This window comes from Micromonospora sp. KC213, assembly GCF_004348325.1.
Taxonomy (GTDB): domain Bacteria; phylum Actinomycetota; class Actinomycetes; order Mycobacteriales; family Micromonosporaceae; genus Micromonospora.
This window is the reverse complement of record NZ_SMKF01000341.1, coordinates 1-1,545: the sequence shown is the minus strand read 5'-3', so window position 1 is coordinate 1,545 and position 1,545 is coordinate 1. Positions and strand designations below refer to the sequence as shown.

Below are 1,545 nucleotides of genomic sequence, written 5' to 3'. Positions count from 1 at the left end.
GGGTGGGGGTGCGGCGGTGGGCGCGGCGACGGAGCCAGCGGGTCAGTTCGAGCAGGCCGGTCACGGCCAGGGAGAGGCCGAGCCCGACGAGCAGCCCCCTGAGCGGGTCGCGTTCGAAGGTCAGCCCTCCGAAGTAGCCGAGCAGCCCGCAATAGGTACCCCAGGTGAGCGCGGCGAGGGCGTCGAAGAGCAGGAACCGGGACAGCGGGTAGCGGACCGCGCCCATGGTCAGGGTCACCGCGGTACGGCCGCCCGGGACGAACCGGGAGGTGGTCAGGATCGAACCGCCGCGTCGGGCCACCGCCCGGCGGGCCCAGTCCGAGCTGGCGCGGCGGCGGCTGCCGGCCGGCAGCCGGGCCAACCGGTGCGCGCCGCCGCCCCGGCCGATGGCGTACGAGACGTGGTCGCCGACGAGCGCGCCGAGGGTGGCCGCCGCGATCACCGCGACCAGGACCGGTTCACCGCTGGCGGCGAAGACCCCGGCGGTGATCACCACCGTCTCGCTGGGTACCGCCGGGAAGAACGCGTCGACCGCGGTGACCGCGAAGATCACCAGGAACACCCACGGTGAGGCCACCGTGTGGTGAAGCAGGTCGAGCAGGGACTCCATGCCCCTCATGCTGGGCGCTCGACCGCCACCGGCGGGCCGGGTCGCCGGATCAGGCCGGCGGAACCGGTCCGACCGGCCGGGTCAGCGGACCGTGCCGACCAGGTGCGGACGGCCGGTCCGCGTGTCGTGCAGAGCGAAATCCCAGGCCGGGGTGGCGCTGAAGGCGACCGTGGCGGGCAGGGGCACGGGCAGCTTGAAAGCCACCTCGACCGTGTACGCCTCGGGCAGTCGGTTCTCCAGTGCCACCAGGCAGCGGGCCTTGCTCCACATCCCGTGCGCGATCGGCCGGGGAAAGCCGAACAGCCGGGCCCCCAGCCGTGACGTGTGGATCGGGTTGTGGTCGCCGGAGACCCGGGCGTAGTCCCGACCGACCCGGGGACCGACCCGCCAGTGGGCGGTGGGCGTGGGCGGCGCGGGCCGTTCGGCGCGGTCACGGCCGCCCCCACCGCCCGATCCCCGCCGGCGGCCCAGGTACGTGGAGACGCCGTGCCAGACCTCCTCGCCGTCGACCGACCCGGTGAGCACCACGTCGATCTGCCGCCCCCGCTCGTGCGGGCGCAGGTTCTCCGCGTACGCGACGAAGTCCAGCGTCTCGCCGGCTTCGATCGGGCGGTGCACGCTGATCCGGTTGCCCACGTGCACCACACCGGTGAGCGGGATCGGGAACCCGGGCGTGGCCATCAGCCGCAGCGCCAGCGGAAAGCCCAGGACGTGCGGGTACGTGGCCGGCAGCGTGTCGGACAGCCGGAACCCGCAGACCCGGTCGTACTCGGCCAGGTGCGCCCGGTCGACGCTGATCCCGCTCACGGCGTACTCGACGGTCGGCGCGACGTCCGGCCGGCGGGACGGGCCGACGCCGGGCAGCGCGCCGAGCAGGGCCCGCCGATACAGCGCGCCCCGCGCCGGCATCCGGGGCAGTTCGACCCGGTCCCGCC

2 protein-coding genes are annotated in these 1,545 nt (G+C 74.9%); both read right to left on the bottom strand.

Annotated elements, in window-relative coordinates; all coding sequences use genetic code 11:
• On the bottom strand, nt 1-610 hold a 610-nt coding region (locus tag E1166_RS30495; RefSeq protein WP_132343249.1), incomplete at its 3' end, for a DedA family protein.
• A gap of 81 nt (nt 611-691) precedes the next feature.
• A partial coding sequence (locus E1166_RS30490; RefSeq protein ID WP_132343248.1) for a MaoC/PaaZ C-terminal domain-containing protein occupies nt 692-1,545 on the bottom strand: 854 nt, incomplete at its 5' end.